This window comes from Croceibacterium aestuarii (genome assembly GCF_030657335.1).
Taxonomy (GTDB): domain Bacteria; phylum Pseudomonadota; class Alphaproteobacteria; order Sphingomonadales; family Sphingomonadaceae; genus Croceibacterium_B; species Croceibacterium_B aestuarii.
Genome location: NZ_CP131039.1, coordinates 767,525 through 792,516, shown reverse-complemented (window position 1 = coordinate 792,516; position 24,992 = coordinate 767,525). Strand labels below are relative to the sequence as shown.

Below are 24,992 nucleotides of genomic sequence, written 5' to 3'. Positions count from 1 at the left end.
GGCAAGGACTCAATCATCACGGGCGTTAGGATTGTGACGCCGCGTCCTCGCTACGCCAACGGACCATGTAGGCGACCAGCGAATCGACCTGATGCGGTTCGAGCCGGAAGCCCATCTCGATCGGGTAGTTGTGGCTGTTGGTGAGGAAGGCGGCGAGCGTCTCGGGCGTCACGCCAGGGCGATCGACGATTTCGCGAAAGGTCGGGGCACGGGGATTGGGCGACTCGCCGCCCCCGCCGGTCTGGTGACACCCGCTGCACCGGTCGCGGGCAATAAGCAGTCCCATCGAGGCACTCGACTCCGGCGGGTCGCCGACCGTCGAGCACGCGGACAACCCCAGCGCAAGGGAGGCAAGCCCCGACCAGGTCGCCAAATGCGCGGATTTTGCTGCGTTCATCGGTGTCTCCTAGGGACAAGTCGATACAGTTTAGCAGGCGGCTGACGCCACCGTCATTGACGGGCGGCAAATCCGACCGCGCCGTCGCCCGCCTGACAATCACTCCCCATCATACTCGATCGCCTGCGCCGCCGCACCGCTCATGATGAAGCCGATCGGGCGTTCGGCCTCTTCGGTGAGGTGACCGATCAGGCCCGCGGTGCGGCACAAGAGCCCGATGCCCTTGAGCGCCGCCAGCGGGAAGCCGACGTCGAGCATGATCGAGGGGATCGCGGCGTTGACATTGATCGGCAGGTCGCGGCCGATGGTTTCGGGCAGCGCGGCCTTGAGCGCGCGCATCATCGCCACGTGCTCGCCCGAAACGCCGCGCTCGTCGGCCATGGCGAGCAGGCGGTTGGCGCGCGGGTCGCCGCCGGCGTGCTGCGGATGGCCGAAGCCGGGAACGGCCTTGGTATGCTCGCGCCATTTGCGGATGTTGCGCTTGGCCACATCCTCTATCGGATCGCCGCTGGCACGCTGATCCTCGACGCAAGCGGCATAGAACTTGCCGGCGATCTCGGCACTGCCGAGAACGACCGAGCCGCAGCCGAGCAGCCCAGCGGCCACCGCGCCCTGCACTGCCTCGGGCGCGGCGGCGAGCGTCATGCGCGCGGCGACCACGCTCGGCACCAGCCCGTGCTCGGCCAGCGCCACCAGCACCGCATTGGCGAAGAAAACCTGGTCCTCGCTCGGCATCTGCCCGGTTACCAGCAGCCAAAAGTAGCTGGTGAAGTCGATCTGGCCCATCAGATCGTTGACGAGGTCATGCCCACGCACGGTGATCGATTCCGCGTCCGAAGTGCAGATGGAAGTAAAGTTCTGGTCCTGCTTGCCGATGCGCATTTGCGTCTCCCTGTTCGCCGCGCTTTGAACCTGACCGTCGGCGATTGTCGAGTCTCCGCCTCCAAACCGTCACCCCGGGCTTGACCCGGGGTGACGAAGTGGAAACGGAAAGGGTGGTTTGCGCGCGGCGGCGAACAGCTATCTCGACTTCGCTCGCAGCGAACGGCTAGGGCTGGGCGAAACGAAACCGGGAGACACCAGTGGCCAAACCCCTCGCAGGCATTCGCGTGCTCGACATGGGCACCTTCATCACCGGACCGGCGGCGGGCATGCTGCTGGCGGACCTCGGGGCGGAGGTCATCAAGGTGGAACAGCCGGGCACCGGCGACCCGTTCCGTGCCTTCAAGGGCGACCTCTATTCGCCGCACTACCAGACCTACAACCGCAACAAGAAGTCGGTCGAGCTCAACACCAAGGACCCGGCCGACCTCGAAAAGCTCGATGAGCTGGTGAAGTCGGCCGACGTCTTCATCCAGAACTTTCGCCCCGGCGTGGCCGAGCGGCTCGGCGTGGGGCCGGAGCGGCTGCAGGGGATCAACCCGCGGCTGATCTATTGCGGCATTTCGGGCTTCGGCAACGACGGCCCGTGGCGCGACCGCCCGGCGTTCGACACCGTGAGCCAGGCGAGCACCGGCTTCCTGCGCCTGCTGGTCAACCCGGCCAATCCCCGCGTGGTCGGCCCGGCGATCGGCGACGCGGTGACCGGCTTCTTCGCCGCGCAGGGCGTGCTCGCCGCGCTCTACGAACGCGAGAAGACCGGCAAGGGGCGGCTGGTCGAGACCAGCATGTTCGAGGCGATGAGCTATTTCAATCTCGACGATTTCACGCATTACCTGAGCGTCGACGAGGTCATGGGGCCGTGGTCGCGACCGCACGTGTCGCAGAGCTACGTCTTCGAATGTGCCGACGGCGGCTGGATCGCGCTGCACATGTCGAGTCCGCCCAAGTTCTGGGAGGGCCTGGCCGAGGCGGTCGGACAGCCCGAGATGCTCCAGCGCCCGGAATTCGAAAGCCGCCCGGCGCGCATCGCCAACTACGAGAAGGTGGTCGATTACCTCGCACCGATCTTCAAGTCGCAGCCGAGGGCATACTGGGAGGAGCGGCTGACGGCGCTCGAGGTGCCGCACTCGGCGGTCTACAGCTCGCAGGAAGTGGTCGAGGGCGAACTCGCCGCGCACCACGGGCTGGTCGTCGAAGGAGAGGGCCCGCGCGGCACCTTCCGCACGATCCGCTATCCGATCCGCTTCGATGGCGAGAAGATGGAAGGAGTCACGCCGCCGCCCGACCTGGGCGCCGACAACGAAGGCGTGCTGGGGTCCGATCATCTCGACCGTTAGGATGCATTGCCTCTGCCGGACGAGGTGATAAGCTGGCTAACGAAATTCGCCCGGACGGGAGAGTCGGGGCGCGAGAGGAGCCGACCATGACCGCCAAGTTGCCCAACCGACTGCACCACACCGCGTACGTCACCAAGGATCTCGAGGCGACCCGGCATTTCTACGAGGACATCCTCGGTTTCCCGCTCGTCGCCACCTGGTGCGAGCAGGAGGAACTGTTCGGCAAGCAGCGGACCTATTGCCACTGCTTCTTCGGCCTCGGCGACGGCAGCGCGCTGGCCTTCTTCCAGTTCGCCCATGACGACGACCAGGCCCAGTTCGGCCCGGAAATCCCGTCCTCGCCGTTCATCCACATCGCGCTCAACGTGGACAAGGAGACGCAGGACGAGCTCGAAAAGCGCATCAAGGACAACAATCTCGAGGCCACCTACGTGCTCGAGCACGGCTACTGCCGCTCGGTCTACGTGGTCGATCCCAACGGGATGATCGTGGAGTTCACCCACGATGCGCCGCACGTCGAACAGATCAACGAGATGCGCAAGAAGGACGCGCACAGCGAGCTCAAGCGCTGGCTGGCGGGCGACCATACGCCGAACAACGACGTGCGGCCCTCAACGCTCGAAGCCGCTTGATGTCGCTGCCACTCCTGCCGACCTCGCTCGTCGGCTCCTATGCCCAGCCCGAATGGCTGATCGACCGCGCCAAGCTGGCCGGCCGCTTCCCGCCGCGCACGCGCCAGAAGGAACTGTGGCGCATCCCCGAAGGCGAGCTGCTCGAAGAGGCGTGGGACGATGCGACGATCTACGCGATCCACGAACAGGAACGCGCCGGGCTCGACATCATCACCGACGGCGAAATGCGGCGCGAGAGCTACTCCAACCGCTTCGCCACGGCCCTCAACGGCGTCGACATGGACAACCACGGCACCGCGCTCGACCGTTCGGGCGAGCCGGTGCCCGTGCCGCGCGTGACCGGCGAGATCAGCCGCCGCCATGCGGTGCAGGTGCGCGACGTCGAGTTCATGAAGCAGCATACCGACAAGGCGATCAAGATCACCGTGCCGGGGCCCTTCACCATGAGCCAGCAGGCGCAGGACGACTACTACAACGATCCCGAAGCGCTCGCTGTCGCCTATGCCAGGGCGGTGCGTGACGAGATCATCGACCTGTTCGCCGCAGGGGCCGACGTCGTCCAGCTCGACGAGCCCTACATGCAGGCCCGGCCCGACAAGGCGCGGGAATATGGCCTCAAGGCACTCGAGGCCGCGCTCGAGGGGGTCGAGGGCACGACGGCGCTGCACATCTGCTTCGGCTACGCCCACCTGATCCACGAGCGGCCCGAGGGCTATTCGTTCCTGCCCGAACTGGCCAGCTCGGCGGTCAAGCAGATCTCGATCGAGACCGCGCAGTCCAACCTCGACACCAAGGTGCTCGAATCGCTGCCCGGCAAGACCATCATCCTCGGCGTGCTCGACCTCTCGACCCACGCGGTCGAGGAGCCCGAGACCGTCGCCGCGCGGATTCGCAAGGCGTTGCCGCACATCTCGGCCGACAAGGTCATCGTCGCCCCCGACTGCGGCCTCAAGTACCTCCCGCGCGAGGTCGCCTTCGGCAAGATGAAGGCGATGGCCGAAGGGGCGAAGATCGTCCGCGCCGAACTGGGCTGACGGCATGGCGTTCAGTACCACGCACACCGGCAGCCTGCCGCGGCCCGAGCATCTGCTGGATCTCATGCTCGCCCGCGAAAGCGGCGACGACATTGCCGACGAAACGCTGGATTCGGCGATCGAGGAGGCGACGAAATTCGTCGTCGAGCGGCAGGTGCAGGCCGGCATCACGGTCGTCAACGACGGCGAGATGTCCAAGCCGAGCTACGCCACCTACATCAAGCACCGCCTCTCGGGCTTCGGCGGCGAGGCCGGGCAGTACGAGTTCCAGGACCTCGAGGAGTTCCCCGGCGCCAAGGCCCAGGTGTTCGGCAACAAGGGCCGCGCCAAGCGCTCCGCCCCCGCCTGCACCGGCCCGATCGAGGTCATCGACATGGACGCCCCGCGCGAGGATGCCGAGCGCCTCGTTCGCCTCGCGGGTGGCCACGAGACCTTCATGTCGGCCGCCAGCCCCGGCGTTACCGCGTTGTTTTTTCCGAATAAATACTACGCCAGTGACGAGGAGTACGTCTTCGCCCTCGCCGAGGGCCTGCGCCACGAATACGAGACCATCGCCGGTGCCGGCATCACGCTGCAGGTCGATTGTCCGGACCTCGCGATGGGCCGCCACGTGCAGTTCACCAACCTCAGCCTGGAGGACTTCCGCAAGCGCATCGGCATGAACATCGCCGCGCTCAACCACGCTCTGCGCAACATTCCGCCGGAGCAGCTCAGGATGCACTTGTGCTGGGGCAACTACCCGGGGCCGCACCACTGCGACGTCCCGCTGGGTGAGATCGCCGACATCGTCTGGAGCGCGCGGCCGCAGACCGTGCTGATCGAAGGCGCCAACCCGCGCCACGGGCACGAATTCGCCTGGTTCGAAGACCACCCGCTGCCCGAGGGCAAGGTGCTGTGCCCCGGCATGATCGAGCCGCAGAGCCCGTACATCGAGCATCCGGACCTCATCGCCCAGCGCATCGGGCGCTACGCCGATCTGCTCGGCGCAGAGCGGGTCATGGCCGGGGTCGACTGCGGCTTCTCGGTCCACGCCGGCAGCAATACCGTCGACGCCGAAGTCGTCTGGGCCAAGCTCGCCGCGCTGGCGCAAGGCGCGGAGATTGCAAGCAAGCGTTACACCTAACCCTTTTCGTCGGCGGCGAATTGCGTGTATTCAAGGGACGGTTTCGAGTCCTGAGCGCAATTTCCGAGGGAGAGGAAACGATGCGGTTCTCGCTGATCCTGACTGCCGGTGCTTCACTGCTGCTGCCGTTTGCGGCGACGGCGCAAGATCCGGCCCCGCCGCCCGCGCCGGCGGCGGATGCGGCCACCCCGCCCGAAGCGCCGAAAGTGTTCAAGCAGGACAAGCCATGCATGGACAAGGTGACCGACGAACTCATCACCTCGTTCGGCGAGGTCACCGCCTGGCCCGACGACGATATCGAGATGTATACGCCCGCCGGGCTGGATATATTGGGCCACCCGGTCGCCTACGTCCTGGCCAAGCACCGGGGGGAAAACGGCAAGATCGATGAGCTCGACTATCGGCTGCAGGGGATGCAGCGCAAGGTCGGCCAGCCCCACGATGCCGAGCTGCTCAAGGCCTTCGACAAGGAATTCCAGAAGGCCGACTGCGCCAAGTCGAAGGAGAGCACCTGCGGGGTCATCTATCGCCCCGACCAGCCTTTCACCGGCGCGGAAATCGGCTCCGGCGAGATCGACATGGGCAGCAAGGCCCGCGGTCCCAAACTGGATCTGGTCCAGGCGGACTACGACATGCTCGATTCCGATCCGGTCTTCCTCGCCTGCTTCTACCGCGGCAAGTAACCGCCGCTGGCGTCTGGCAAGCCGCCGCCGAAGCGGCTAGGCCTGCGCGCGCGCGGACGTGGCGGAATGGTAGACGCCGGGGACTTAAAATCCCCTGAGCCTTGCTCGTGTGGGTTCGAGTCCCACCGTCCGCACCACGGCGCTTCGGCCGACTTGCGCAATTGTGGTCAAAACGGCTCGCGCGGCGGAAGTCCTCTCGCTGCATAGCAGGGATTGCTTGACGCCAGCGGGAACCGGGGCCTGCACTCCTCCATTGGTCTGCTGCATACCCATCCCCACCGCCGAGGCCCCCATGATTGAATCCGAACCCGCCGGCCGCAGCTTGGCTGCGCTTCTCCTCGCCTTCGTGATCGGGGGTATCGGGCTGATCCTGGCGGTCGGCGGAGCCTGGCTCGTCGCGGTCGGAGGCTCGCCTTACTATGCCATAGCCGGTCTCGCGATGGTGGTCGCGGCCGGATTGCTGTTCTTTGGCCGCCCTGCCGGGATGTGGGTCTATGTGGCAGTCTTCAGCCTCACCGTGCCGTGGGCGCTGTGGGAATCCGGGACCAACCCGTGGGCGCTCGTTCCGCGGCTGGTCGGACCGGCGCTTCTGTTGGCCTTCGTCGCGCTGGTGTCGCCCCTCGTCGACCGGCGGACCGGGTGGTTGACCGCCGTCGCCGGGGCAGTCGGTTCGCTGGTATTTCTCGGCGCGGTCATCTGGGCCGACGCGGCGGCGCAGCCCGACCGCGTCGCCAGCGCGCTTCCGCCGGCAGCGCACCCGCCCGGGACGCAAGCGGTCGGGGCCGACTGGCCGGCCTGGGGCGGCACCAACGCCGGCGAACGCTTCTCCACGCTGGCGCAGATCACGCCGGGAAACGTGGGCCAGCTCAAGCGCGCATGGGTGGCCCACACAGGCGAACTGCCCAGCGGCAAGCTCGAACAGGGCAAGTTCTCTCCGGAGACGACCCCGGTCAAGATCGGCAATCGCCTTTATGTGTGTTCGGCGATGAACGCGCTGATCGCCTATGATGCGGCGACCGGTAAACAGCTCTGGCGGTTCGATCCCAAGGTGCCGGATGCATCGATACCGTACGGCGCCACGTGCCGCGGGGTTGCCTACTACGACGGCGGATCGGCGCAGGCAGCGACGCCAGCCCCGCCCGCTGCGGGGCCGAGCGCCGCGCCGCGGACCGCTGCTGCGGACCAGGGGCCGACGAACTCCGCACCCGCAAACGCCCCGTGCGCCGCCCGGGTGATCGAAGCGACCCTGGACGCCCGCCTGATCGCGGTTGACGCGGCCACCGGACAACCCTGTGCCGACTTCGGGGTCAACGGACAGGTCGATACCAAAGTCGGGCTGGGCCAGGTCTATCCCGGCATGGCATCGATCACCGCACCCCCGGTCGTGGTGCGCGACGTGATCGTGACCGGGCGTCAGGTTCTCGACAACGAGAAGAACGACGCGCCGTCGGGGGTGATCCAGGCTTACGACGTCCATACCGGCGCGCGGAAATGGGCGTGGGATCTCGGCCGGCCCGGTCAATACGACTGGCCCAAGCCGGGCGAAACCTTCACCCGCGGAACGCCCAATATGTGGACCACCGCATCGGCGGACGAGAAGCTCGGGCTGGTCTATATTCCAACTGGCAACAGCGCCGACGACTACTGGAGCAGCGACCGCAGCCCGCAGGAAAACGAATTTAACAGCTCGCTCGTGGCGCTCGACGCGGAAACCGGCCACCCGGTGTGGCACTTCCAGACCGTTCACAAGGACGTCTGGGATTACGACCTCGGCAGCCAGGTGACGCTCGTCGACTTGCCCGATGGCACGCCGGCGGTGGTCCTGCCGTCGAAGCAGGGCGACGTCTACGTGCTCGACCGGCGAACGGGCCGCCCTCTGCATGGAGTAGCCGAAAAGCCGGTTCCGGGCGGCGGCGTCGAGCCGCAGGAGCGTTCGCGGACGCAGCCGTTCTCGATGTTCGCCAACTTGCGCAAGTCCGACCTGCGCGAACGCGACATGTGGGGCATGTCGCCGATCGACCAGATGGTCTGCCGCATCCGCTTCCGCGAGGCGTCCTACAAGGGGTTCTATACGCCGCCGACCACCGGCCGGCACTGGATCGAATATCCGAGCTACAACGGCGGCTCGGACTGGGGTTCCGTCGCGGTCGATCCGACGCGCGGAGTGATCGTGGCCAACTACAACGACATGCCCAATTACAACATCCTGATTCCGCGCGAGGAAGCGGACAAGAAGGGGTGGAAGCCGCGGGGGCCCGAAGGCAACAAGGGCGGCGGCGGCGCGGAAGGCGCCGGCTCGGCGATGGCGGGAGTCCCCTATGCCGTCGACGTGAATGCGGGGTGGAAGGTCCATTTCACCGGCCTGCTGTGCAAGGAACCGCCCTACGGCTGGATTCGCGCACTCGATCTGCAAACTGGCAAGACGATTTGGGACCGTCCGTTCGGGTCTGCCCGCGCCAACGGGCCCTTCGGCATCGCGCTCGGGCTGCCGTGGACGATCGGAACGCCCAACAACGGCGGCGCGGTTGTCACTGCCGGGGGCCTGGTGTTCATCGCGGCCACGACCGACAATCTGATTCACGCCATCGACCTCAAGACCGGCAAGGAGCTGTGGCACGACGTCCTGCCCGGTGGCGGGCAGGCGAACGTAATGACCTACTCCGTGGGCGGTCGCCAATACGTGGTCGTCATGCCGGGCGGGCATCACTTCATGAAGACGCCGATAAGCGACGCCCTGGTCGCCTACGCGCTCCCGGCGAGGGGCTAGGCGCGGGCCGGTCGAAGGGCAGCGACGCAGCCTTCGGCCCGGCCCTCGCCCCGATCAGATCGGGTAGTGCCCGGGCTCGGTCTCGAAGGTGATCCAGCGCAGTTCGGTGAAGGCGTCGATCCCGGCCTTGCCGCCGAAGCGGCCGTATCCCGAGGCCTTCATCCCGCCGAACGGCATTTGCGGCTCGTCCGAGACGGTCGAGGCATTGACGTGGCAGATGCCCGCCTGGATTTGCCGCGCGACCTTGAGGCCGCGCGCGGTGTCGCGCGTGAACACGGCCGAAGAGAGGCCGTATTCGGTATCGTTGGCGAGTTCGATGGCGTGCGCCTCGTCGCGCGCGCGGGCGATGCCGACGACCGGACCGAAGCTCTCGTCGCGGAACAGCTTCATCTCGGGGGTGACCTTGTCGACGAGATGCGCGGGCATCAGCACGTTCTCGGTCGTCTCGCCGCCGGTCAGCAGAACCGCGCCCTTGCCGAGCGCATCGTCGATCAGTGCGTAGCATTTGTCGACCGTGTGGCGATCGACCACCGCGCCCAGCGGGGTGTTGCCGGCGACCGGGTTGCCGACCGGCATCGACTTGACCTTTTCGGCAAACTTCCTGGCAAACTCGTCGGCCACGCTTTCGACCACGATGATGCGTTCGGTCGACATGCAGATCTGGCCCTGGTTCATGTAGGCGCCGAACGCCGCGGCCTTGACCGCCTCGTCGAGGTCGGCGTCCTCGAGCACGACCATCGGCGCTTTGCCGCCGAGTTCGAGCAGCACGGGCTTGAGGTGTTCGGCGGCGCGCCTGGCGATGATCTTGCCGACCGCGGTCGAACCGGTGAAATTGATGCGCCGCACTTCGGGCGCATCGATCAGTGCGCCGACGACTTCGGCGGCATCCTCGGGCGCGTTGGTCACCACGTTGACGACCCCCTCGGGGAAACCGGCCTCGGCAAAGGCCTCGATGATCAGCGCGTGGGTCTGCGGGCAGGTCTCGCTCGCCTTGAGGATCACCGCGTTGCCGCAGGCCAGCGGCACCGCGATCGCGCGCACGCCGAGGATGATCGGTGCGTTCCACGGCGCGATGCCGAGCATCACCCCGACCGGTTCGCGCAGCGCCATGGCGATCGTGCCCGCGTGATCGGACGGGATCACCTCGCCCGAGATCTGCGTCGTCAGCGCGGCGGCCTCGCGCACCATTCCGGCGGCGAGACCGAGATTGAACATCGCCCAGCCGGCGGTCGCGCCGATTTCGCCCATCATGGCGGCGACGAAGGCGTCTTTCTTGCCCATCAGCGCATCGGCTGCCTTGTTCAGCACTGCGCGGCGGGCGTTGGGGCCCGTCTTCGACCACTCGGCGAACCCGGCCTGGGCCTTCGCCGCAATCGCCGGGACATCGCCAGCCTTCATGGCCTTCGCGCTCGAGGCCACCTCGCCGGTCACGGGATTACGGCGTTCGAAAGTGCTCATCTGGTCCTCTCCTATGCGTGCCCGCGAATCGCCGGGCGATTGTCGTGAAGCCTGCAATCGCGGGGGCGCCTAGCCAAGCCCCGTTTCAGCCGTCGCCGTAGTGCACGTTCCGGTCGAGTTCCGAAAGGTACTTCAGGCCATTGATGACATGGGTTCGCATTGCCGCCTCGGCGCGATCGCAATCCCCGGCCATGATCGCGTCGACGATATCGCGGTGGTCCTGCACCGCGGCGCGCAGCCGTTCTCCGCGATAGAAGGATTCGAACACCAGGTGGTGGATCGGCGTGTTGAGCCGCTGGACGATCCCCTGGATCACCAGATTGCCGCCGGCTTCCATGATCAGGTTGTGCCACCGGGCATTGAGCCGGGCGAAATGTTCGGGTGCAGCGCTGGCGACGCAGTCGTCCATCTCGCTCGCGATCCGCGCCAGTTCAGCCTTCTGTTCGGGCGTCGCCTTGCGGGTGAAATCGGCCGCGCAGATGCCCTCGAGCGCGCCGCGCGCGTGGTAGAGCTGGCGCACCTCGTCCATGCTCGCATTGCGCACCGAGGCGCCGCGATACTCTTCGATATCGACCAGCCCTTCGGCCGAAAGCCGCTGCAGGGCCTCGCGGACCTTGAAGCGGCTGCCGCCGGTCTGGCGGATGATGTCCACTTCGATCAGCCGCTGGCCGGGCACGAGCCGCTGGCGCCGTATCTGCGTGCGAATCCAGTCGGCGATCTCGATGCCCGACGGCCCTTTTCTGGGCAGCCCGCCATTCCCTTTGGTCTCCATCTGCCAAGCATCTCGCTCGGCAATCAAATTGTCAATAATTTCGTTGTCGTGATTTTTGTTGAAGTCGTCGACCGAACTGTCTTGTCTGAATTCCGGGAGGAGGAATTACCGTCATGCGTCGCACATTTTGCGGGTCGATGATTGCGCTGGCCGCGATGGCTTCGCCGCTATCGGCCGAGTCCTATCCCGATGTAGTCTCGACCTCGCACTACGTGCCGGTCCGCGACGGCACCCGCCTGGCGATGAGTGTCTACCGCCCGGCCGTGAACACCAAGGCGATCGAAAAACCGCTTCCGGTGATCTTTGTCTTCACGCCCTACCGCGGCCGCTCGAAGGACGCCGACGGCAAGGTCACCGAAACGGCGATGAGCGACAACCTCGGCCTGCGCTCGCTGCTGCGCGCCGGCTATGTCGTCGCCGTGGCGGACATTCGCGGCAAGGGCGCCTCGTTCGGCCACCGCCGCGGCTTCCAGGACAGGACCGAAGCGCTCGACGGACGCGACCTCGTCGAATGGCTCGCCAAGCAGCCCTATTCCGATGGTTCGGTAGGCATGGTCGGCTGCTCCTATCTCGGCGGCGCGGCCTTCCAGGTCGCCACGACCGCCCCCCCTTCGCTCAAGGCAGCCTTCATCGGCGCCAGCGACCTCGACAAGTATGCCTTCGTCCGCAACGGCGGCATCACTGCGCAGTTCAACACCCGCCCCGACGAAAAGCCCGAGGTCGATCTCGCCACCGTCCCGATGGACGAGGACCGCGACGGATCGATGCTCAAGGCCGCCGTGGCCGAACACGCCGAGAACACCCCGATGGGCCCGCTGTGGTACGGCATGCCGTACCGCGACAGCATGTCGGCCTTCACCGGTACGAAGTTCTGGGAAGAGGTCGGCCCCTACACCTATCTTGACACCGTCAAGCGGGCCGGCATCGCCACTTACTTCTGGGGCAACTGGCGCGACGAGCCGACCAGCCAGGTGATCCTTTCCGCCGCCAATCTGGGGAGCCGCTTCCTGGCCGGTCCCGGAAGCCACTGCGTCCCGCCCGAAGGCTTCGACCTGCCGGGCGAGATCGTCCACTTTTTCGACCACTATCTCAAGCACCAAGACCCCGATTACGGCAAATTGCCCCGCGCGACATATTGGGTCGAAGGACTGAACGGGACCGGTGGCTACGTCACTTCGAGCGAGCTGCCCGGCGTTCGCTCGCATCCGCTGCCCTGGTTTCTCTCTCAAGCCGGCTTCGGGGCGCAAACCTCTGGCGCCCAGGGTGCCAGCACCTTCACGGTCGACTACGATCTGCCCCCGGCCGAATACTTCGCCTTCTGGCCACGGCCGATGACCGAACACGGGCTCGGCTTTGCCGGAGGCGCGCTGCAGCACGATCTGAAGCTCGTCGGCTATCCCGTCGCGCAGCTCAAAGTCTCGTCGGACAATCCCAACGCCGACGTCTTCGTCTATCTCGATCGGATAAGGGCGGACGGGACCAGCGAGGTCATCTCGTTCGGCCGCCTCAAGCTGTCGCACCACAAGCTGTCGCTGGCGCCGTACGAGACGCTCGGTCTGCCCTGGCACTCGGGGTTCGAAAAGGACGTCGAGCGGCCCGCGGCGGGTGAAGAAGTCTCGCTCTCGATCGCGATGACGCCGGTTTCACTAGTCGTGCCGGCCGGCGACAGGCTGCGTTTCGTGGTGGCCGGGGCCGACCCGCGGCAGCGAAACCTCACCGATATCAAGCTCGATCCCGCCCCTCGAATCACGGTTGTTTGGGGCGGGCAAGATGGGTCGCGTGTCGACTTGCCTCTGGCAAATTGAATCAACGCAACAGTGCCGCGCAGACGGCACGACGAAAGGGAGTGACTACGATGCGGCTTTGCGAAAGGAAGAACTCGATACGCCTGTTGCTGTGCGGGGCCTCGCTGGGTGCCATGCTCTGCACGGTGCCAGCTTACGGCCAGGTCGCGGAAGCGGACGGAGAGGGCGCCAAGACGAAGGAGGAACGGCCCCTCGGCGGGGAGATCGTCGTTACCGGTAGCCGCATCGAGGGCGTCGCTCCGGTCGGCGCGATCGTGACCTCGCTGGGGCGCGACCAGATCGAGGCAGCCGGCCAGGTCACTCTCGACCGGATGATCCAGGAACTGCCCCAAGTGTTCGACCTGGGCTTTTCGGAAAACTCCCGCGCGCAGTCCGGCGGCAACGGCAACGCGACGTGGTCCAACTCGATCAACCTGCGCGGTCTCGGGCCGTTCTCGACGCTGATCATCACCGACGGCCACCGGATGACCACCAACGGCCGCGCCATCAACCCCTCGGTCCTGCCGACGCTGGGCGTCGAACGGGTAGAGGTCATCGCCGACGGAGCCTCGGCGATATACGGTTCCGATGCGGTCGCCGGCGTGGTCAACCTGATCCCCCGTCGCAATCTGGACGGCGTCGAGGCGTTCGGACGGCTCGCCTCCACCGGCAACGGCGATTTCTGGGAGTGGAACGCGGGCGTCGCCGCAGGAAAGGTATTTTCGCGAGGCCAGGTCATGCTCGCCTACGAGCATGCATTTCGCTCCAACCTGAGCGGAGCCGATCGCGATTTCTACACGTCGGATCAGACGAAATTCGGCGGTCCCGACTACCGGGTCAATCAATGCGCTCCGGGCACGCTCATTTACCAGGGTCAGACCTATGCCCTGCCGGACCAGTACGGCGCGAGCAACGCCGGCAACCTGACCCCGGGAACGCAGAACAAGTGCGACGCACTGACCGGACAGGACCTGTTCCCTCAACAGACCTATGACTCGGTCAACGGCACGGCGACCTACGAGCTGATCGATAATGTCGAATTCGTTTTCGACGGGTATTACAACAAGCGCAAGTTCAGCCGTACGCCGGGGATCCTGACGCAGACGCTGTCCGTTCCGGAAAGCAATGCCTTCTTCGTTGCGCCGCCGTTCTATGTCCCCGGCTCGGGCGGCTACCAGATCGCCTACAGCTTCGAGAACGATTTCCCGCCCGACGAGTATTCCGGTTTCCAAACCAACTGGCAGGCGACCCCGGGCTTCCGCGTCCGCCTGCCCGGAGACTGGAAGCTCGAAGGCAAGGTGGGCTTCGGCAAGGCGCGCGACCGCGCCGATTCCACTGCCGGCGTCGACAGGACGGCGCTCGCTACCGCCCTCGCCAGCAGTGATCCCGGTGCGGCCTTCGATCCCTACGGACTGGGCCGCACGACGCCGACCGCCCTGGCGAGCATCTTCAGCGCCGAGGCCACATTCCCGACCGACGCCAAGCTGACCACCTATCAAGCCGGGGCGGACGGCCCGTTGTTCAGCTTGCCGGGGGGCGAGCTCAAGCTCGCCGCAGGCTACGAAAGGCAGGATTTCACGCAGACGCGCAACACCGGTACTCCGACCGAAGTCACCAACAACCGCAAGGTCGATTCCGTCTACGCCGAACTGTACATACCGATTTTCGGCCCCGGCAACGCGACGCCCGGCTTCGAGGATCTGACGCTCACTGCAGCCGTCCGATACGACGATTACAGCGATGTCGGTGACACGACCAATCCGAAGTTCGGCGTCAACTGGACCCCGGTAAATGGCGTGAAGTTGCGCGCCAGCTACGGGACGTCGTTTCGTGCTCCGACCTTCCCGGAAATTTTCGGCAACAGCACGAACCTTTACGTGCAAAACTACCAGAACCCGAACGGTGCGGGGACGGTGAGCGGGTTCACGCTGGGCTCTGGCCCCAACCCCGATCTGCAGCCGGAAACCGCCACCACCTGGACGGCCGGCGTGGACCTCGAGCCGCTCGACGGGCTCACGGTCAATCTCACCTACTTCGACATCGCGTACAAGAACACGATCTCGGGCCTGCTCTCGAATCTGGCGGTGCTGACTTATGCCGACGAATACGCCGGCACCGGCGTGATCCTGTTCGAGCAGGACGCCTACAACCGGATCATCGATGTGCGCGACAACGGCGTCGGCGGCTCGGGGCCGGTCCTCGTTCGGCCCTTCCCCGGCACTTCGACAGCGTGCATCGATGTGCCGAACCCGGCGAGCTGCGTGTTCGTGGATGGCCGCAGCCTCAATCTCGGCCGCTCCAAGATGAGCGGGATCGACTTCAACCTGCGCTATCGCACCTACCTTGGCGACATGGACACGCTAACCTTCGGGGCGAGCGGCACCTACATCACGAGCTATCAGGTCGCCTTTACGCCGGGCGGCGACTTCAACGATCTTCGCAACTTCATTTTCAATCCGCTGACCTTCAAGGCCCGGGCGTCGGCCGCCTGGACTCACGGCCCGTTCACCAGCCGGGCCCAGCTGACCCATATCGGCGGGTATAAGAACGACCTCGTGCTCCCAGTCGAGAAGGTCGATTCCTACACCACGGTCGACCTTACCTTCGACTGGGACATGGGCGAGTCCTTCGATCTCGGCATCGACAGCGTCAAACTGGGTCTCGAAGTCAGGAATCTCTTCGATGCCGATCCGCCCTATGTGAACTCGCGTCCTGGGAGCAACGGCGGGGGTGGATACGATCCCACCGTTACCAATCCCATTGGGCGGGAATTCGCTGTAAGCCTGCGCACGAAGTTCTGAGGCGCAGGCGAGCGCGGGGGTAAAGTGTCGAAAGCCGGTGTGGAAATCGTCGTCACGGGCGACCTCGTCCTCGACGAACCTGATGCCGATCACTGGCTTTCCGGCATTGCCCCGGCCCTGCGCGGGGCAGACCTGGCGATCGGACATCTCGAAGTGCCGCACACCGATTGCCGCGGCGAAGTTTCCGGCGACGTGCCGGCGCCTGGCGCGCCGCCGGAAAACCTCGCTGCCATCGCCCGCGCTGGAATTTCAATGGTCAGCCTGGCGGGCAACCACATCGCGGACTGCGGGGCGCGCGGGATCGCCGATACCATCGCGGGCCTCGACGTCCTGGCGATTGCCCACGCGGGCGCCGGGATGGACATCGATCAAGCGCGAGAACCGGCCATTGTGGAGGCGGGCGGAATGCGCGTGGCGCTGCTGAGCTACAACTGCGTCGGGCCAGAATTCAGCCGGGCAAGCGCTTCGCGAGCGGGCGCAGCATACCTCCCGCTCAGGACCGCCAATGGCGAACCGGTTTCGCCGCGCTCGCGTATAGCCGGGATCGAGCGCGAGGCAGGCGACATCCTGTCGGCCGATATCGCAGCGGCTCGGCAAGCGGCGGACGTCGTTCTGGTCGCAATGCACAAGGGCCGCGTGCATACCCCGGCGATGCTCGAATCCTACGAGCGGCCGATCGCGCAGATGGCTGTCGAACGGGGGGCCGATGCGGTCATTTCGCACCACGCGCACATTGCCCGCGGCATCGAATTTCATGGCGGGCGGCCGATCTTCCACGGCCTGGGCAACGGCTGCGTCGTGACCCGAGCGCTGTCTCCGGCGCAGGACCACCCGGCACGCGCCGAGTGGGCCCGCAAGCGCCGCGAACTGTTCGGCTTCGAGCCGGAAGAGGGGTACGACCTCGCACCGTTCCATCCCGAGGCCAAACTCGCATTTCTGGGGCGGATAACCATAGCGCCGGGAGAACCGCCCCGGGCCTCGATCGTCCCGGTATTCGTCGAAGCGCCTGGCCGTCCGGTCCTCGCCGAGGAGGAGAGGGCCGCCGACGTGCGAAGCTATCTCGAGGCGATCACGGCGATGGCCGGTCTGCCGCCGATTGTTGTTGCGCCCGACGGCGCCGTGCGCGAGGCGGTCTGACATGCGCGCGATCCTCGTCTGGACCGGCGGCGCGGCGCTGCTTGCGGCCATGGCGATCGACACGCTTGCGGTGATCGGGCGCAATGTCGGCATGCCGATCATCGGCTCGATCGAGCTGGTGCAGGCGGCAATCCTGGTATCGGGCACGATCGCACTGGTCCTGGCCACCCTTCACGGCGGGCACGCCCGGGTGCGGCTCGTCATCGACCGCCTGCAGGGGGCGCCGCGGCACGTCCTGGCAAAGACGTCACGGCTGGCGTCGACATGCCTGTTCGCGGCCCTTGCCTGCGGTTCGATCTGGCTGGCCGCCGACCTGTGGAGCGGGCACGAGCGCAGCGAGGTGGTTGGCGTGCCGTGGCGGATCCTGCGCCTGATCGCCAACGCCGGGTTCGTCGCCTGCACGCTGATTGCGCTGGCAGGGCTGGTCCGTGGGGCGGACCGCTGATGTACGACACGCCCTTGACCGGCCTGCTCGGCCTCGCGGTATTGTTCGCGCTGATCCTCGGCGGCGTCCGTATCGGCATCGCCCTCGGGCTGGTCGGGATAGGCGGCCTGGCGGTCGTGCTCGGGCCCGAAGCGGCGGTCATCAAGGCAGGCGTGGTCGCGGTCGACACCCTGACCCGCTACGAGCTCGGCACCCTGCCGCTGTTCCTGCTGATGGCGCAGATCCTCCTCGCGGTGAACGCCAGCGGCGACATGTTCGCCGCCGCCGCGCGATTCGTCGGGCATCGGCCGGGTGGACTCGCCTATGCCGCAGTGGCCGGCTGCGCCGGTTTCGGGGCGATCAACGGATCGAGTCTGGCCACCGCCGCCACGGTCGGCTCGGTCGCGCTGCCCGAAATGCGCCGACGCGGATATTCCGACAGCCTCGCCACGGGCACCGTCGCGGCCGGCGGGACGCTGGGCCAGATGATCCCCCCTTCGGGCGCACTGATCGTGTTCGGCATCATCGCCGAAACCTCGATCGGCGAGCTGTTCACCGCAGCGATCATTCCCGGGATCACGCAGGCGCTCTTTTACTTCGCGGTGATCTGGCTGCTCATGCGCTGGAAGCCCGGGTTGGCCCCCGAATCCGAGCGTGCACCGTGGTCGGAACGCTGGCGCTACTTGGCGCGAATCTGGGAGATCGTTGCCCTGATCTTGCTGGTCATCGGCGGCATCGCCTTCGGCTGGATCAGCCCACCCGAAGCGGCGGCGATCGGTGCTGCGGGTTCGTTCATACTGGCCCTGCGGCGCGGCGGCTTGTCGCGTGAGCAGCTGTTCGGTGCCTTTGAGGCGGCGTTGAAGACCAGCGGGATGATCTTCCTGATCCTCATCGGCGCACTGGTCTTTTCGGTCTTCGTGGCCGTCACCGGACTGGCCTCGGCCGCCAGCGGGGCGGTGACCGCGATGCACCTCGGCCCGGTCGGCACGCTGGTCGCGATAGCCCTGCTCTTGCTGGCGCTCGGCTCGGTGCTCGACGGACTGGCGCTGATGTTGCTGACCACGCCGATCCTGCTGCCTATCGTGCGCGACACCGGCATGACACCGGTGTGGTTCGGCATCTTCATCACCCGGGCCATGGAGATGGGCCTGGTCCACCCGCCTTTGGGGATGAACCTCTACGTAATCCAGAATGTGACCAAGGACGTTTCGATCGGCCGCATCTTCCGCGGCGTGGCGCCGTTCCTGGCCAGCGATTTCGTCCACCTGCTGCTGTTGATCCTGATACCCGGGATGGCGCTGTGGCTGCCCGGAGTGCTGTCATGACCGCAACCATCGTTCATGTCGGCCCCGAGCTGCCGCAACGCCTGCTCCGCGCAACGGGTCGCCACGCGGGCACTATAGCTTTCGACGCCGAGCGAGCGACGCCTGCGGCGGATCGCTGGATGGAAAGCAAGTTCGCGCCGTGGGCCAAGGCCATCCTCGAAAGCTGGGCACACGACGAATACGGGGCGCATTCGCACGTCGTGTTCAGCCGCGCCGACGACAGCGCCCAGCGCCTCTACTACTACATTTGCGAGCTGCAGCGTCGCGGGCTCGTCGGCGGGCCGGAGCCGGTCATCCTCGATATCGCCAAGGTCCCGCGCAACAGCAGTCTGACGCACACCGTGCAGTCTCTCAGCAAGCTCGCCGGAAAGCTCGAGGTGACGGCAGAAACGCTCCTTGCGGCGGGCCCCGGAGCGGCGCCCTGCCCCGTGGACACCACCAAGCCAGCCTGTCTGCTCGCCGGCACCCCGCCGCCCGACCGCCGCCTCCACCGCGCCATCGAAACGGCTGGCTTTGCGGCGGCAGGCGCGACGCTCGAAGAAAGTTGGCGCCTGCTTGACGAAGAGATCGATCGCGCGCCTGGCGATCCGTTCGAGACGCTTGCTCGCCAGGTCCACGCCTCGCCGCACGGCCCTCGCGCATTCGTCGACAGCGGGGCAAGGCTGCTCGGGCAAATCGAGGCGCTCGACGCGGCGGCCGCGGTGCTGTGGCAGATCGAGGAGGACGAGGCGCAGGCCTGGCACCTGCCAGCCCAGCGCGCTGCGCTCGAGCAAGCCGGCATCCCTTCGCTCGTCCTCACCCGCCGCGACTGGCTGGCGCGCGATGGTGCGGCGGACGAAATCGCTGCCTTTCTTTCGGAGATCGTTTCGTGAGCCTGCTATCCGGACACCGCGTCGCCGTGCTCGGCGGCATGGCCGAACGGCCCCTGGCGCGCTTCCTCGCCTCGCTCGGTGCCGAGATCGGCGGCGAGGTGCAGGGCGCTTCGTTCGTCATCGACGACCTCGGCTTCGAAGCAACTAGAGATCTCGGAATCCCGGCGACCGCGATTCACGTCTCGGTGACGCCGTTCGGTTCGGGCGGGCCGCGCAGCGATTGGCAGGGCGGCGAGCTCGTCGCTTCGGCGATGGGGGGATCGCTGCGGGTGACCGGTGAGCCGGGCCGGCCGCCGGTCAAGGAGGCTGGCGATGCCTGCACTTTCCATGCCGACATGGCCGCGGCCGCAGGGGCGATGGCTGCGCACTATGCTCGCGGCATGCACGGCCAGGGCCAGCACGTCGACGTCTCGATCCAGCAGGTCGCTTTCAGCCGCGGCGCCAGCGGCACCCTCGTCTGGCAGTTCGATCGGCGCAAGCTTGGCCGTGTCGGCGGCAAGCTCGCCTACGGCAAGGTTACCGTCCGCGCGATCTGGCGGCTGGCCGACGGCTGGTGTTTTCACGCGCTGATGACGGGTCGGCTCGGCGCACCGGCGAACCAGGCGCTGTCCGACTGGATGGACGAGACGCTGGTCGACAACCCGCTGCGCGGCGTCGACTGGCTGGCCTACAACCGCTCCACCCTGCCGGCCGAGACGCGGGCGGTTTGGGAGGAGGCAATCGCCGCCTTCTTCGCCAGCAAGACCAAGCACGAGATCGCCACCGAGGGCCTGCGCCGCGGCATCAACGCCTGCGTGGTCAACGAACCGGCCGACGTCCTGGCCGATCCGCACCTTGCCGCGCGCGGCTTCTTCGACACGCCGGACGGTCTGCCGCAGCGCTTCGCCGCGGTCCGCGAAGGCGCACCTGCGGAAAAGCGCCCATCCCCTGCCGTCGAGCGCCCGGGCCCGCTGTCCGGCGTCAGGGTGCTCGATTTCGCCTGGGCGCTGGTCGGCTCGATCACCACCAAGACGCTCGGCGACCTGGGTGCCGACGTGGTCAAGATCGAGAGCCGGACACGGCCCGACCTTGCCCGCCTCGACGTGCAGGTTGCAGCCTCAAGGCATGGCGAGTTCGACGACAAGCCGTGGTTCGCCCACCTCAACTCCTCGAAACGCAGCGTAACGCTCGACCTGAAGAATCCCGCGGCGTGGCAGGTCCTGCGCCCACTGATCGAGTGGGCCGACGTGGTGGTCGAGAACTTCTCGCCCGGCACGATGGCCAAGCTCGGGCTCGGCTACGACGATCTCAAGGCGATCAATCCGGGCGTGGTCATGGTCTCGGGCAGCGTCTTCGGCCAGACCGGTCCGCTGACGCAGGAATGGGGGGTCGACGGCACCGGCGGTGCGCTGTCCGGCCGGACCTACCTGACCGGCTACGCAGGCGGCGACCCGGTAATCCCCGGCGCCGTTCCTTACGGCGACGTGATCGTGCCGTTCGTCATGGCGGGCTGCGCGGCGGCGGCATTGCAAGCCAGGCGGCAGACCGGGCGCGGCGGGCATATCGACGCCTCAATGTACGAGATCTGCGTCCAGCAGATGCGCCCCTATCTCGAGCGCGCCAGGGCCGGCGAGCGGCCGCAGCGCAGCGGTAATGCCGATCCCGCGGTGCATTTCCAGGACGTCTTCCCCTGCGCCGGCGAGGATCGCTGGATCGCCATCAGCGTGTTCGACGAAGCGCAGATGAAGCGCTTGATCGAGCACACGGGACGCGACATTGCCGCCTGGACGGCCGCCCGGAACGACCAAGCGGCCGCGGCGGAGCTGCAGTCCCTCGGCTTTGCCGCCGGGGTGGTGCAGGATTGCGAGGACATGATCGAGCACGATCCGCAGCTCGCCGGGCGCGGGGCGCTGGTCACGCTCGACCACCCGCTGCTCGGCCCGTTCGGCCATATCGCCACCCCGATCCGCTTTTCGCGCGACGTTCCCCGGCCCTACCGCGCCCCGCGCATGGGCGAGCATGCGCGCGAGGTGGCGGGCACGGTCTGCGGGCTGGACGACGAGACGATCGACAGGCTCGACGACGAAGGAGTGTTCAAGTGAGTGCCGGCCCCGGAGTGAGAAGCCGCAAGACCCTCGCCTGCACGGCGGAGGCGACCGCCTTCCAGAAGGCCTTCGGGCAGGAGCTCAAGCGCATGGTCGTCGACGAGGGCGCGCCGTTCGTGATCGCCCAGGCCGATACTCCGCACGAGATCTTCCACGCCATGGATATCCCGGTGATCGCCAACCAGTGGTGGTCGGCCTACATCTCGGCCAAGCAGCTTTCGGCGCGCTATTTCGACGCGATGGTCGATGCCGGATACCCGGAGAATTCCTGCAAGTACTGCTCGCTCGGGCTCGCCTGCACGCTGGCCAACGACCCGGCGACCGCTCCCTGGGGCGGATTGCCGACCCCGACCGTGCTCGTCGCCCGGCTGACCTGCGACTGCATCCAGCACGTCTTTGCCCAATGGGCCAAGGCCATGGGCACCGATTTCTTCGCGATGGAAGCCCCGGCGTGGGAGCACAAGGAAGTCGACTGGTACGCGCGCTCGAACAGTGAGTGGGAGGCGGTCTACGAGGAAGACCGGATCGCCCTGATGATGCGCGAGACCGAGGACCTGATCGCCCTGCTCGAGCGCAAGACCGGGCGGACCTTCGATCCCGCCAAGCTCACCCGGTTGATGGACCGCATCAACGAGCAGGAGCAGTACCTGTGGGAAGCCGCACAGGCGATCGGCGAAGCGCGTCCCTGCCCCGTCTCGATAGCCGAGCAGATGACCAACACCATGATCCCGCAGTGGCACCGCGGGTCCGACTGGGCGGTCGAGCACGCCCGCAAGTTCCGCGACGAGGTCCGCGCCATGGTCGCCCAAGGCGTCGGCGCCTCGTCGAACGAGAAGCTGCGCCTGATGTGGATCGGCGCCGGCGTGTGGCACGATCCCGGGTTCTACCAGGCGCTCGAGCAAACGATGGGCGCGGTGTTCGTCTGGTCGATGTACCTGCCCTTCGCCGGCCCGCAGTACATCCGCGAGGTCAAGGGCAAACCGATGGAGGCGCTCGCCAGCCGCATCTGCTCGATCAACGAAGTGCTGCACCTGCCGCCGTGGATGAACGGCTGGATGGTCAGCGAGGCGGAACGATGCGGGATCGATGCGGCGGTCATGCTGCTGCCGCCCGACAACCGCCTGTCGCAATCGGGCAACAAGCTGACGGCGCTGGCGCTCGAGGAAGCGGGCGTGCCGGTATTGATGATCGACGCCGACATGGTCGACGCCAAGAACTGGGACCATGACCGCATGGTCGGGCTCGTGGCGGACTTCCTGGCCGAGCGCGGGCTAGCATGAGGCGATTGACGTCCATCCTGCTCTTGCTGGCGCTGGCCAATTGCGCCCGGCCGATTCCCGCCGGCGTGACCGAACTCAGCTATGCGACCCCTTATCCGCCAAGCCACCCGTTCAGCCGCGCCGACCAGCGCTGGATAGATTATATCGAGCAGGCCTCGGGCGGTTCGCTCGACATTCATCCGGTGTGGTCGGGCGCGCTGCTGTCGTCCGACATGTCGCTCGAGGAACTGCGCCACGGCGTGGCCGACATCGGCCTGATCACGCCGATCTACACGCGCGGCGGGACCCATCTGGTGCGCATCCAGTCGGGCTTCTACAGCGGCGCCGACTCCATCGCCGACCAGGTCGCGGTTTACCGCTGCCTCGAAAGGACGGTCCCCGAAATCGGCCGGGAAATGTCCGGGCTCCACGTCCTGGCGATCCAGGGCGGCCTGCTGCCAGGCGTGATAACCAGCAAGAAGCCGGTGCGCTCGCTGGCCGACCTCAAGGGCATGCGCATTCGCGCGCCGACCGAGCTGCTCGCCGTCCTGCGGGGGCTCGGCGCCGATCCGGTCAACATGCCGATGGGCGATGTCTATTCGGCCATGGCGCGCGGGGTGATCGACGGTGTCATCGCGCCTGTCGACACTTTCAAGGTGCTCCATTTCGACGAAGTCGGGCGCTATTTCGCCACGCTGAAGGTGCCGCGCGGCGCCTATCCCTCACGTGCTATCGGCGCGAAGGTCTGGCAGCGCCTGAACCCGGCGCAACAGGAGCTGCTCGAACGGTCCGCCAGCGTGTGGCAAGCGGCACTGGCCGACGAAATCGAAAAGGGCGCCTTGGCCGGAGCCCAGGCGGCCAAGGCGGCCGGCATCGAGGTGCATGACATCGACCCGGCCGAACAGGCGCGATTCGACGCGCTGTATCTCGAAGACGCACAGAAAAACGCCCGCAAGCTGGCCAAGTTGGATATCGACGGGCTCGATGCCTTCAGGAAAGCGCGGGCGAGCATAACGGAGACAGGAATCAAGTGCCCAGTACAGCCGTGAACCAGCCTCTCAGCGGAATCCGCGTGGCGGATTTCAGCCATGTCATGGCCGGCCCGTTCGCTTCGCACCTGCTGCGGCTGATGGGCGCGGAAGTGATCAAGGTCGAACCCAAGAGCGGCGACCAGTTCCGCAACTACAGCCCAGACCCGCGCTTTGCCGACATGAGCCCGCCGTTCATCGCCGCCAACGTCGGCAAGAAGTCCGTCGCCCTCGACCTCAAGGACCCGAAGGAACTCGAGATTGCCCGGGCGATCATCGAACGCTCGGACGTGATGATCGAGAATTTCCGCCCCGGCGTGATCGCCCGGCTCGGACTGGCATACGAAGCGGTACGCGAAACCAACCCGGGCATCGTCTATTGCTCGGTCTCCGGATATGGCCAGAGCGGCCCGCAGCGCGACTGGCCGGCAATCGACAATATCGTTCAGGCCACCGCCGGGATGATGATGCTCAGCGGCGGCGAGGGCGAACCGCCGGTCCGGGTCGGCTTCCCGATCGTCGACACGCTGGCCGGACAGACCGCCGCGCTGGCCATTCTCAGCGCGATCATCCAGCGCCAGAACACCGGCGAGGGTGCCTATATCGACGTGTCGATGTTCGACGCCACACTGTCTTTCATGACTTCGGCCATCACGCCCTACCTGGTCACGGGCCAGGCGATGAAGCGCATGGGCAACACCGGCTACAGCGGGCTGCCGACGGCGTCCCTGTTCATCTGCCGCGACGAGCGGCAGGTCTCGCTGGGCATCGTGCAGGAGAACCAGTTCGCCGCCTTCGCCAAGCTGGTCGACCGGGAGGACTGGCTGAGCGACGAGCGCTTCGCCACGCCGGCCGCCCGACGCGCCAACTTCGAACTCGTCCACGACGAGCTGGCCCGGACCTTCGCCACGCGCGATGCGGCCGACTGGGAGGCCGAACTGAGCGCCAAGGGGATCCCCTGCGGGATGATCCGCACGGTCAACGAAGCGGTCGACCTGGCTAGCGACGCAAGCCTGCTGCACGTGCCGATCCCCGGCATTCCGCAGATCGGCACGTTGGCGATCCCCAATGCCGGGTTCGCCATGGAGCCGGGCGCCCCGGGCACCGACGAACCGCCGCCCCGGCTCGACCAGCATCGCGAGGAAATCCTTGCCTGGCTCAAGGCGGATGGCGCAATCTAGCAAACGGGAGAG

At 66.6% G+C, this 24,992-nt stretch carries 20 protein-coding genes and 1 tRNA gene; 17 read left to right on the top strand and 4 right to left on the bottom strand.

Going from position 1 to position 24,992, the window contains the following annotated elements; all coding sequences use genetic code 11:
• Nucleotides 1-25: 25 nt before the first annotated feature.
• Together Q7I88_RS03795 and Q7I88_RS03790 are read right to left on the bottom strand one after the other, a co-directional pair.
• Nucleotides 26-397: a c-type cytochrome gene (locus tag Q7I88_RS03795; RefSeq protein WP_305097704.1), complete on the bottom strand. Its 372-nt coding sequence runs from the start codon at nucleotides 395-397 to the stop codon at nucleotides 26-28.
• 99 nt (nucleotides 398-496) lie between these two features.
• Nucleotides 497-1,279: a citryl-CoA lyase gene (locus Q7I88_RS03790; protein WP_305097703.1), complete on the bottom strand. Its 783-nt coding sequence runs from the start codon at nucleotides 1,277-1,279 to the stop codon at nucleotides 497-499.
• A 200-nt stretch (nucleotides 1,280-1,479) separates the two neighbouring features.
• On the opposite strand from Q7I88_RS03790, the gene Q7I88_RS03785 reads away from it, so the two are divergent.
• From Q7I88_RS03785 to Q7I88_RS03755, 7 genes are all read left to right on the top strand, one after another.
• Complete coding sequence (locus Q7I88_RS03785; protein WP_305097702.1) at nucleotides 1,480-2,616, top strand: CaiB/BaiF CoA transferase family protein; 1,137 nt, start codon at nucleotides 1,480-1,482, stop codon at nucleotides 2,614-2,616.
• Nucleotides 2,617-2,702: 86 nt separating this feature from the next.
• Entirely contained in the window at nucleotides 2,703-3,248 is a 546-nt protein-coding gene (locus Q7I88_RS03780) for a VOC family protein (RefSeq protein ID WP_305097701.1), read from the top strand.
• Nucleotides 3,248-4,282: a 5-methyltetrahydropteroyltriglutamate--homocysteine methyltransferase gene (locus Q7I88_RS03775; protein WP_305097700.1), complete on the top strand. Its 1,035-nt coding sequence runs from the start codon at nucleotides 3,248-3,250 to the stop codon at nucleotides 4,280-4,282. The genes Q7I88_RS03780 and Q7I88_RS03775 overlap by 1 nt, the downstream gene beginning before the upstream one ends.
• 4 nt (nucleotides 4,283-4,286) lie before the next feature.
• A complete protein-coding gene (locus Q7I88_RS03770) occupies nucleotides 4,287-5,405 on the top strand; it encodes a cobalamin-independent methionine synthase II family protein (protein ID WP_305097699.1) in 1,119 nt (372 codons plus the stop codon).
• 80 nt (nucleotides 5,406-5,485) lie between these two features.
• Nucleotides 5,486-6,088 carry a hypothetical protein gene (locus Q7I88_RS03765; protein ID WP_305097698.1) on the top strand — a complete coding sequence of 201 codons (603 nt, stop codon included), beginning with the start codon at nucleotides 5,486-5,488 and terminating at the stop codon, nucleotides 6,086-6,088.
• A 52-nt stretch (nucleotides 6,089-6,140) separates the two neighbouring features.
• Nucleotides 6,141-6,225 (top strand) — tRNA-Leu (locus tag Q7I88_RS03760).
• Between the two features lie 155 nt (nucleotides 6,226-6,380).
• Nucleotides 6,381-8,855, top strand: a complete 2,475-nt coding sequence (locus tag Q7I88_RS03755; protein WP_305097697.1) for a membrane-bound PQQ-dependent dehydrogenase, glucose/quinate/shikimate family — start codon at nucleotides 6,381-6,383, stop codon at nucleotides 8,853-8,855.
• Nucleotides 8,856-8,909: 54 nt separating this feature from the next.
• Here Q7I88_RS03755 and Q7I88_RS03750 read toward each other — a convergent pair whose 3' ends face one another.
• Both Q7I88_RS03750 and Q7I88_RS03745 read right to left on the bottom strand, forming a co-directional pair.
• Nucleotides 8,910-10,313 carry an aldehyde dehydrogenase gene (locus tag Q7I88_RS03750; protein ID WP_305097696.1) on the bottom strand — a complete coding sequence of 468 codons (1,404 nt, stop codon included), beginning with the start codon at nucleotides 10,311-10,313 and terminating at the stop codon, nucleotides 8,910-8,912.
• Between the two features lie 85 nt (nucleotides 10,314-10,398).
• Entirely contained in the window at nucleotides 10,399-11,085 is a 687-nt protein-coding gene (locus tag Q7I88_RS03745) for a GntR family transcriptional regulator (RefSeq protein ID WP_305097695.1), read from the bottom strand.
• A gap of 113 nt (nucleotides 11,086-11,198) precedes the next feature.
• On the opposite strand from Q7I88_RS03745, the gene Q7I88_RS03740 reads away from it, so the two are divergent.
• The 10 genes from Q7I88_RS03740 to Q7I88_RS03695 are packed head-to-tail and all read left to right on the top strand — an operon-like array spanning nucleotide 11,199 to nucleotide 24,980.
• Nucleotides 11,199-12,890 carry a CocE/NonD family hydrolase gene (locus Q7I88_RS03740; RefSeq protein WP_305097694.1) on the top strand — a complete coding sequence of 564 codons (1,692 nt, stop codon included), beginning with the start codon at nucleotides 11,199-11,201 and terminating at the stop codon, nucleotides 12,888-12,890.
• A gap of 50 nt (nucleotides 12,891-12,940) precedes the next feature.
• Nucleotides 12,941-15,670, top strand: a complete 2,730-nt coding sequence (locus Q7I88_RS03735) for a TonB-dependent receptor domain-containing protein (protein WP_305097693.1) — start codon at nucleotides 12,941-12,943, stop codon at nucleotides 15,668-15,670.
• A gap of 24 nt (nucleotides 15,671-15,694) precedes the next feature.
• The gene (locus tag Q7I88_RS03730) at nucleotides 15,695-16,807 is read left to right on the top strand and encodes a CapA family protein (RefSeq protein ID WP_305097692.1); all 1,113 of its coding nucleotides are present in this window, start codon (nucleotides 15,695-15,697) and stop codon (nucleotides 16,805-16,807) included.
• 1 nt (nucleotide 16,808) lies between these two features.
• Nucleotides 16,809-17,252 carry a TRAP transporter small permease gene (locus Q7I88_RS03725; RefSeq protein ID WP_305097691.1) on the top strand — a complete coding sequence of 148 codons (444 nt, stop codon included), beginning with the start codon at nucleotides 16,809-16,811 and terminating at the stop codon, nucleotides 17,250-17,252.
• Nucleotides 17,252-18,556 (top strand): TRAP transporter large permease, encoded by a 1,305-nt coding sequence (locus Q7I88_RS03720; protein WP_305097690.1) that lies wholly within the window; start codon nucleotides 17,252-17,254, stop codon nucleotides 18,554-18,556. The genes Q7I88_RS03725 and Q7I88_RS03720 overlap by 1 nt, the downstream gene beginning before the upstream one ends.
• Complete coding sequence (locus Q7I88_RS03715; protein WP_305097689.1) at nucleotides 18,553-19,428, top strand: hypothetical protein; 876 nt, start codon at nucleotides 18,553-18,555, stop codon at nucleotides 19,426-19,428. The genes Q7I88_RS03720 and Q7I88_RS03715 overlap by 4 nt, the downstream gene beginning before the upstream one ends.
• The gene (locus Q7I88_RS03710) at nucleotides 19,425-21,509 is read left to right on the top strand and encodes a CaiB/BaiF CoA-transferase family protein (protein ID WP_305097688.1); all 2,085 of its coding nucleotides are present in this window, start codon (nucleotides 19,425-19,427) and stop codon (nucleotides 21,507-21,509) included. The genes Q7I88_RS03715 and Q7I88_RS03710 overlap by 4 nt, the downstream gene beginning before the upstream one ends.
• Nucleotides 21,506-22,792: a 2-hydroxyacyl-CoA dehydratase subunit D gene (locus tag Q7I88_RS03705; RefSeq protein ID WP_305097687.1), complete on the top strand. Its 1,287-nt coding sequence runs from the start codon at nucleotides 21,506-21,508 to the stop codon at nucleotides 22,790-22,792. Before Q7I88_RS03710 ends, Q7I88_RS03705 begins: the two co-directional genes overlap by 4 nt.
• Nucleotides 22,789-23,820, top strand: a complete 1,032-nt coding sequence (gene dctP / locus Q7I88_RS03700; protein ID WP_305097686.1) for a TRAP transporter substrate-binding protein DctP — start codon at nucleotides 22,789-22,791, stop codon at nucleotides 23,818-23,820. Before Q7I88_RS03705 ends, dctP begins: the two co-directional genes overlap by 4 nt.
• Nucleotides 23,802-24,980 (top strand): CaiB/BaiF CoA transferase family protein, encoded by a 1,179-nt coding sequence (locus Q7I88_RS03695; RefSeq protein WP_305097685.1) that lies wholly within the window; start codon nucleotides 23,802-23,804, stop codon nucleotides 24,978-24,980. The genes dctP and Q7I88_RS03695 overlap by 19 nt, the downstream gene beginning before the upstream one ends.
• Nucleotides 24,981-24,992 lie beyond the last annotated feature (12 nt).

Coding starts and splice junctions, on each gene's coding strand:
- Q7I88_RS03795 (WP_305097704.1), bottom strand. CDS start 397: ATGAACGCAGCAAAATCCGCGCATTTGGCGACCTGGTCGGGGCTTGCC.
- Q7I88_RS03790 (WP_305097703.1), bottom strand. CDS start 1,279: ATGCGCATCGGCAAGCAGGACCAGAACTTTACTTCCATCTGCACTTCG.
- Q7I88_RS03780 (WP_305097701.1), top strand. CDS start 2,703: ATGACCGCCAAGTTGCCCAACCGACTGCACCACACCGCGTACGTCACC.
- Q7I88_RS03775 (WP_305097700.1), top strand. CDS start 3,248: ATGTCGCTGCCACTCCTGCCGACCTCGCTCGTCGGCTCCTATGCCCAG.
- Q7I88_RS03770 (WP_305097699.1), top strand. CDS start 4,287: ATGGCGTTCAGTACCACGCACACCGGCAGCCTGCCGCGGCCCGAGCAT.
- Q7I88_RS03765 (WP_305097698.1), top strand. CDS start 5,486: ATGCGGTTCTCGCTGATCCTGACTGCCGGTGCTTCACTGCTGCTGCCG.
- Q7I88_RS03755 (WP_305097697.1), top strand. CDS start 6,381: ATGATTGAATCCGAACCCGCCGGCCGCAGCTTGGCTGCGCTTCTCCTC.
- Q7I88_RS03750 (WP_305097696.1), bottom strand. CDS start 10,313: ATGAGCACTTTCGAACGCCGTAATCCCGTGACCGGCGAGGTGGCCTCG.
- Q7I88_RS03745 (WP_305097695.1), bottom strand. CDS start 11,085: ATGGAGACCAAAGGGAATGGCGGGCTGCCCAGAAAAGGGCCGTCGGGC.
- Q7I88_RS03740 (WP_305097694.1), top strand. CDS start 11,199: ATGCGTCGCACATTTTGCGGGTCGATGATTGCGCTGGCCGCGATGGCT.
- Q7I88_RS03735 (WP_305097693.1), top strand. CDS start 12,941: ATGCGGCTTTGCGAAAGGAAGAACTCGATACGCCTGTTGCTGTGCGGG.
- Q7I88_RS03725 (WP_305097691.1), top strand. CDS start 16,809: ATGCGCGCGATCCTCGTCTGGACCGGCGGCGCGGCGCTGCTTGCGGCC.
- Q7I88_RS03720 (WP_305097690.1), top strand. CDS start 17,252: ATGTACGACACGCCCTTGACCGGCCTGCTCGGCCTCGCGGTATTGTTC.
- Q7I88_RS03715 (WP_305097689.1), top strand. CDS start 18,553: ATGACCGCAACCATCGTTCATGTCGGCCCCGAGCTGCCGCAACGCCTG.
- dctP (WP_305097686.1), top strand. CDS start 22,789: ATGAGGCGATTGACGTCCATCCTGCTCTTGCTGGCGCTGGCCAATTGC.